This window comes from Herbidospora sp. RD11066 (assembly GCF_054661255.1).
Genome location: NZ_BAAGDO010000176.1, coordinates 1 through 267, shown reverse-complemented (window position 1 = coordinate 267; position 267 = coordinate 1). Strand labels below are relative to the sequence as shown.

The window sequence follows — 267 nt, the reverse complement described above, 5'->3', positions numbered from 1 at the left end:
CTAGAAACTCTTGGTGGTGTGATGACAAAGATCATCCCAAGAAACACTACTTTGCCATCTTCAAAGTCAGAGGTCTTCTCTACCGCTGCTGATGGCCAAACAAGTGTTGAAATTAATGTTCTTCAGGGTGAGAGAGAGTTTGGTAGAGACAACAAGTCTCTTGGTAGCTCCAGACTTGATGGAAGCCCACCTGCTCCACGGGGAGTCCCACAGATTGAGGCCAAGTCTGACATTGATGCAAACGGTATCTTGACCGTTACTGCCAGT

The 267-nt window shown here is 47.2% G+C and carries 1 protein-coding gene; it reads left to right on the top strand.

From position 1 onward, the window contains the following. Positions 1–267, top strand: a 267-nt coding sequence (locus tag ACYQ78_RS39685; protein WP_459806156.1) for an Hsp70 family protein, incomplete at both ends; no start/stop codon positions are given.